The organism is Alcanivorax sp., from assembly GCF_002726155.1.
In the GTDB taxonomy this organism is placed as follows: domain Bacteria; phylum Pseudomonadota; class Gammaproteobacteria; order Pseudomonadales; family Alcanivoracaceae; genus Alcanivorax.
On record NZ_PBSH01000043.1, the window covers coordinates 25,549 to 31,979 of the forward strand.

7 protein-coding genes are annotated in these 6,431 nt (G+C 59.1%); 2 read left to right on the forward strand and 5 right to left on the reverse strand.

From position 1 onward, the window contains the following. Window positions 1-42 precede the first annotated feature (42 nt). The 3 genes from CL546_RS13905 to CL546_RS13915 form a co-directional block, all read right to left on the reverse strand. Window positions 43-912 carry a fatty acid desaturase gene (locus CL546_RS13905; protein ID WP_290496004.1) on the reverse strand — a complete coding sequence of 290 codons (870 nt, stop codon included), beginning with the start codon at window positions 910-912 and terminating at the stop codon, window positions 43-45. Between the two features lie 227 nt (window positions 913-1,139). Then, on the reverse strand, window positions 1,140-2,135 hold the full coding sequence (locus tag CL546_RS13910; RefSeq protein WP_290496007.1) for an AraC family transcriptional regulator: 996 nt from the start codon (window positions 2,133-2,135) through the stop codon (window positions 1,140-1,142). Continuing rightward, the gene (locus CL546_RS13915; protein WP_290496009.1) at window positions 2,135-2,749 is read right to left on the reverse strand and encodes a TetR/AcrR family transcriptional regulator; all 615 of its coding nucleotides are present in this window, start codon (window positions 2,747-2,749) and stop codon (window positions 2,135-2,137) included. Before CL546_RS13915 ends, CL546_RS13910 begins: the two co-directional genes overlap by 1 nt. A gap of 80 nt (window positions 2,750-2,829) precedes the next feature. Between CL546_RS13915 and CL546_RS13920 the strand changes: the two genes are divergently transcribed. Together CL546_RS13920 and CL546_RS13925 are read left to right on the forward strand one after the other, a co-directional pair. Beyond that, window positions 2,830-4,068: an oxygenase MpaB family protein gene (locus tag CL546_RS13920; protein WP_290496011.1), complete on the forward strand. Its 1,239-nt coding sequence runs from the start codon at window positions 2,830-2,832 to the stop codon at window positions 4,066-4,068. A gap of 39 nt (window positions 4,069-4,107) precedes the next feature. After that, window positions 4,108-4,974 (forward strand): SDR family oxidoreductase, encoded by an 867-nt coding sequence (locus CL546_RS13925; protein WP_290496013.1) that lies wholly within the window; start codon window positions 4,108-4,110, stop codon window positions 4,972-4,974. 421 nt (window positions 4,975-5,395) lie between these two features. Here CL546_RS13925 and CL546_RS13930 read toward each other — a convergent pair whose 3' ends face one another. Further along, window positions 5,396-5,998, reverse strand: a complete 603-nt coding sequence (locus CL546_RS13930; protein ID WP_290496015.1) for a GNAT family N-acetyltransferase — start codon at window positions 5,996-5,998, stop codon at window positions 5,396-5,398. Next, a complete protein-coding gene (locus CL546_RS13935) occupies window positions 5,995-6,282 on the reverse strand; it encodes a hypothetical protein (RefSeq protein WP_290496017.1) in 288 nt (95 codons plus the stop codon). The genes CL546_RS13930 and CL546_RS13935 overlap by 4 nt, the downstream gene beginning before the upstream one ends. Window positions 6,283-6,431 lie beyond the last annotated feature (149 nt).

Below are 6,431 nucleotides of genomic sequence, written 5' to 3' on the forward strand. Positions count from 1 at the left end.
GAAAAAACCGGGGCGGCAGGGACCGCCCGGAAAGGGGATTGTTCAGGCGGTGCGGCGGTCCGCATCTGGGCCGAGTTGAAACGGTTTAATGATCATGCTGCCGGAATGCTCCAGATGGTGTTGCTCTCGGGCTTTCCAGACTTTGCCGTAGCGGTAGAAAGGCACCGTGGGGTAAAGGTGATGGACCAGATGATAGTTCTGGTACATGAGCAGTGGCGTCAGCAACCATTCCTTGCCCATGCGCATCAGGGCGGTGGTGTTGGGGTCCTCATCCTGCCGACCAGTGTGGGGATAGTGCGGCAGCACCATAAATACCAGGCACATGAGGAAGAAGGCGAAATAAGTGGGGATCAACCAGAGCGTGAGCATGTAAAACGGTGCCCATAACCACAGCGCACTGATGATCAGCCCGGCCACGATAATCTCACGGACGATTTCCGACACCTTCACATTGGGAAAGAGCGACGGATTTCGCAGGAAGGTGTACAGGTAAAAGTACGGCCACAGGCCCCATAGCGGCATGGTCCACAGGCTGCTGGCCATCCAGTGATCCGGGTCTTTTTCTTCGTTGGCAAAGCGGTGGTGGCGCATGTGCAGCAAACGGAACAGTTTGCCCTTGCCGAAGGGCACGGCCACAAAGGTCGCCGCGGCCAACAGGAAATCGTTGGTTTTCGGTTTCTGTGCAGCCGCCCGGTGAATGGCTTCATGGGCCGGGGTGAACAGGGCATAGCCCGCCACACTGTTGGCGACGATGCCCAGCCACAGGGGCCAGAGCTGGTTCATGGTCAAAAACCAGCTCAGGGCAATGGTGGCGACCGAGCACACCAGAATAAGCACGGTTGGCCATGCCAGGGGGGGAGATACTTTCAGTTGCGCAAGCGTGGGGCTGCTTGCGTTGTCGGGCTTGTTCATTGCGACAGTCTCTAGTGATGCCTTTTACGCAGTGTTACCGGAAATGGGGAAGCGGATAAGCACGAAATCTGACAAGAGGGGGATGATAAATGACAGCACATTCGTGGGCGCGTCGCTTGCGGTACTGCAAACCGACTTTTCCAAAAGCGGCTTTACCATGGACGCCGCCGGAGTGGCTGAGGAGAAAAAAGGGGGGCTGTGCTACCAGGGATGCTCTGAGGTTAGCGCTATTCCCGCCGGAAGCGGCCGGGGGTGGTGTTGAACCAGCGCTGGAAAGCGCGGCGGAAGCTGGCCACGTCGGTGTAACCCAGATCTTCGGCCACGGCGGCTGCCGTGTAGTGAGGCAGGCCGAGTAGCTGGGCAGCGCGGCGGCTGAGGGTCTGGTCTCGCAGCTGCTGGAAACGGATGTTTTCCCGTTTGAGTTTGCGAATCAGGGTACGTGGGCTCATGTGTAGTTGGTCGGCCACGTGTTCGAGGTTCGCTTTGCCGTGGCTCTGGTGTAGCAGGGCCAGTACCTGATCGCTGATGGTGCCGCTGTTGCGTAGTGCCTCTTGCCGGGCCTCGCATTGTTCTATGGCGATCCAGAGTAGGTCACGGTCATGGCTGGGCAGGGCTTCGTCACCGTAGTGGGCTGGCAACTTGAGGGCGGCAAAGGGGGCGTTAAATACCAGGCGGGTATTTGGAAATGTTTTTGTATATAGGTCTGCGTAACTGGGTGCGGGGTAATTGAAGTGTACTTCGCCATCATCAATGGCTTTACCACGCAACACCACATGGCAGGCAAACGCAGATGCAATGACGGATTCGGTCAGGAACTGCACGATGTCATCCAGCGGGTAGGCAAACTCCTGGCGCAAGGTAATGGTGTCCGGGGTTTCTTCAAAGGTGTTGGTGAAGACCTGCGTACGCGTGTTGATGAAGCGCGCAAAAAGTTTTGAGGCTTCACGCAGGGTGGGGCTGGCCATGGCGGCCATGCCCATGGGCCCGTGCATGGCGGGGAGGGCGCGCAGGCCGGTTTGCAGGGCGATATCCGGGCGGTCACTGAGTTGGCGGGCATTGGTGATTAACTGTCGGGCGCCGGACCAGTCGATGAAGCCATCGCTGTGTTGCAGAGTGTCCACGTCGATCCCGGTATCGGCCACCAGCTTTTCCAGCCCGGCCTGATCGAGCCCCAGGGTCTGGGCAATCATGCGGCAGTAAGTCATGGCCAGATCGGGTTGCATTACGGCGCGTCCTGGTGGTCTGGCGGGGTCGCCAGGTAATTGGCGACCATGCGGGTCAGTTCGTCTGCCAGGTCGTCTTCCCGGATCAGCCCGTTGTTCTGGCTGATATGACGGACCATGGTGAACAGTACACTGTTGGTGACGATAAACACGCGCACCTCCAGGTTGCGAATGGGATAGTCCCGATAGTGGCGCAGGAAATACAGCCTGGCTAGATCCATGAAATGTTGCTGCAGCATATCCACTACCCGCTCGGTGGGCAGCCGGTGCCAGTTGCGCACCAGTTCCAGGTAGAGCCCGTCGCGGGAGTTGAGCACCGCAAAGCCAAAGCGAATGGCGCTGTTGACCATGGCGTTCAGGTCCACGTTATCCAGCAAGGGAAGGCGTTTCAGCCCCGCGCCGATTTCATCCGCCAAGCTTTCCATCAGCGCCTCAATGAGGCCGTCTTTGTCACCAAAATATTGATACAACGACCCCACACTGACGCCTGCCACCTCGGCGATGCGGGCCGTGGTGGTGTTGTCCAGGCCCTGTTGCTGGATAACGTTTGCCGTCGCGTCGATCAGAGCCTTCACCAATTCCCGGGAACGCTGCTGCTGGGGATGTTTACGCATAGAGCCTCAAATGCGAATTGAATGCGAATGTATATTCGCATTATGTTTCCGGCCAATGCAAGCACACTGTGGAGGCCGACATGACGGCTCAGGCACATATCAAGGCGATTCCTCACCGGGCCCGCCCGTTCGAGAAAACCCAGCAACCCACGCCGGCACTGTTGCGCAAGCTGCTGGGCCGTGATCTTGCCCCCAGCCGCGACGAATTCAGCGCGGTGCTGGACGCGCTCAATGTGGGTGATCCCGCCATGGATTCACTGGTTGACTGGATGATGGATTATGGCCCCCGCGAGTCCCGGGCGTTGTTTGAAACTGCCATTACCGAGGGGCTGGCGGCGGTTCCGGATTGCCCGGAACCGTTGTGGCTGTTTATCAAAAGCCTGGAAAGGCGCCCGGCCTGGGTTGATTTTGACTTGATTGACGAGGGGGCCCGCTTTATCCACTCCACCGGTATGACCGCCCCCTATGTCCTGCGAGACCTGGCGCTGATGGGGGGGTATCTGCTGTCCGGTTTCAACCAGTCGCTGGTGCTCACGGGGGCGCTTAACCAGGGGGCGTCACGACGCATTGCGGAAACCGGAAAGTGGTGGATCGATTGCACTGAAGAAGGCGGGCTGAAACGTTTCGGCGCCGGTTTCCGTGGCACCTTGCATGTGCGTCTGGTGCATTCGTTGGTGCGCCGCAACCTGGCAGCCCGTGAGGAATGGGATGCGGACCAGTGGGGGTTGCCCCTGAGTCAGGTGGATATGGTGGCCACCTATCTGGGGTTCTGTGTGGTGATGCTGGGCGGGCTGCGCAAGATGGGGGTGCCGGTGACACCGCGTGAATCCCGTGCGGTGATGCATCTGTGGAAATACACCTGCTGGCTGATGGGGGTGGATGAAACGTGGCTGGTGGACCGCGAACAGGACGGCATCGTGCTGTTGCACCACACCCTGATGACCCAGAGCAAACCGGATTGGACCAGTCAGGAATTGGGCAAGGCCCTGGCGGCAGAACCCCTGGAGCGTCACTTCAAGCGGTTTGAATCCCTGCGCCGCAGGCTCGCTTACCAGAAACACCTGAGCGTCAGCCGGTACTTTCTGAGCCGCGACAAGATGGAACAGCTGGGTCTGCCCGGATCCATATCGGCCTGGTACCCGCTGGCTACCTTGCTGCCACGGCTGGTTGCGTTCAGTTGCCAGCGCTACCTGCCGGGCCTGCGCCAATGGCAATGCAAGCAGGGGCGGGCTGCACAGCGCAAGGTGCTGGCGCAAATGTTTGGTGAGGCAAAACAGGATCTTATTCGACCGGATGCCAACCATCCGGGGCACGCCTGAGGGCGACGATTTAACGGATTGACCAGAAAGGAAATCAGCATGAGTGAAGTACAAGCGAAAACGGTTTTTATCACCGGGGCATCTTCCGGCATTGGTTATGCCACGGCGCATTTTTTCCAACGCAAGGGCTGGAACGTAGTGGCGACCCTGCGCCAGCCGGATCAGGCTGAGGCGCTGGCGGCCTTGCCTCGGGTGTTGTGCCTGCGACTGGATGTTAATGATCGGGCCAGCATCCATGCCGCGGTGGAAAAGGCCATCGCGCATTTTGGCGCCATTGATGTGTTGGTGAACAATGCGGGGTACGGCCTGATGGGGGCGTTTGAAACCCTGGACGAAGCGCAGATTATTCGTCAGTTCGATACCAATGTGTTCGGCCTGATGGAGACCTGCCGGGCGGTGTTGCCGCATTTTCGCGAGCGTAAAAAAGGCGCGCTGGTGAATGTGGCCAGCATGGTCGGGCGCGTACCGTTGCCGCTTTACAGCATTTACAACGCCAGCAAATGGGCGGTGGAAGGGTTCACGGAAGGGTTGGTGTATGAGCTTTGTCCGTTGGGTATTGGAGTGAAAATCATTGAGCCGGGGGCGGTGAATACGGCGTTCTTCGGCCGCTCGGCGGACCGGGATAACCGTACTGGCGTGAAGACTTACGATCAGTATGCCAAAGCCCAGTTCGGCGTCATGGACAAGACCGGGCCGGGCGGTTCCGCCCCGGAAGAGGCGGCGAAGGTGATCTACAAGGCGGCCAACGATTCCAGCCAACGGCTGCGCTATAGCGTGGGCGCGGATGCGCGCATGTTGTTGCTGGCGCGCCGGTTGCTGCCGGAAACCTTGTTCCGCGCCATGATTCGTATGAGTCTGTCGGAAAAGGCGTTCAACAGTGTGGGCAAACTGCTCTACAAGTCTTGAATTTGGCGTGTCGTGTTGCATGCAGCGTGAAGCGTGTGGTGGCCACCGAGTGGCAAAAAAATGGCCGTCGGGGGTGACGGCCTTAAGGGGGGAAATCAACGGGTCCATGTGGACCTGGGGGTATAACCACAGAGTGAGCGCAATGTGATTGGGTGGCTGAAGGGGGGTTCTCTTCAGCGATGAGATAAGTATAGGGTGTGTCCGCCGACCAACCCACGGGAATGGCTCGACCGGTTTGATCAGATTTATTGATCAATGGGCGGAGCAGGGAGATTCAGGGCACGCTCCGGTAATTCGTGTTACCCGGAACGCATGGAGCCCGGGCTTTTCAGATTTTGAATGAACGCGTCAATCGTCGGGTATCCGGCGTCCAGTGGTTGCCCGTGTTGCGTTATGCGTGAGGCGTGTTGCGGTTCTTGATTCAGACCAGTGACTTGCGCATGTGGTGCCGGGGCAGGCGCACGCCATCGCGTTCGGCGTCTTCCTGGCCTTCGCTGGTGAACCCCATAAAATGGAAAAAGTCGTGGGCCGTGAGGCTGGCGTGGGCGTTGAGTTCGGTGATGCCTTCTACCCGCGCGCTGTCTTCCAGGTGCTGGTAAAGCAGCGTGGCAATGCCCACGCGGCTGGCATCCGGGTGTACGAAGACCATGTTGATATAGCCATTGACCCGGTGAGCAAAACCCACCAGCGCGTCGTCCCATTCGGCGACCACGGCTTCCCCTTCACTGAGGGCCGAAATCAGGCTCTCGTGACTTTGGGCCCGGCTCCAGGCGTCCCGTTGTTGCTGGTCGTATTGGTCGGCGGCGCTGATTTGGATGGCCTCGCGGAACACTCCCAGCAGTTCACCCAGGTCAGCGCTTTCCAATGGTCGAATCTGGAAGGGTAGAAACAGGGCCAGAGGATCGTCAACGGCGTCGGTGGCGTCGTTCCCTGCCGGGGTTGGCGGTGCCGGTGTAATCACTATGGCCGGCTTGGCGGGCCGGTGGGTGCGGCGGAACAGTCGTTGCAGCCATTGTCCAATCATGGCGGGGTACCTGCCGGGTTGGCGGGGGCGGATGCTTTATCTGAGGCTTTCATCGCCTGAATCTGGGCGCGCAGGGCGTCCAGGTATTGTTCCTGCTGATCCAGCAGCTCGCGGGTGGTTTCCTGTTGGGCTTGCAGTTCGCTGGCTCGGGCTTCCAGCTCCTGCTGTTCGCGCAGGCGTGCATCCCGTTGTTCTGCCGTTAGCAGATCCGCGTCGCTGGTTTGCGATTGGCCGATGGCCTGACTGCCCAGCAGGCAGAACAGAAAAGTGAAGATGATACGCACGGAGTTCCCCGAAACCCGGTGTGGAAGACAGTCAGCATAGCAAAAACCGGGCGAGGGGTGCTACGAGCTACGAGCTACGAGCTACGAGCTACGAGCTACGAGCTACGAGCTACGAGCTACGAGCTACGAGCTACGAGCTACGAAAAATA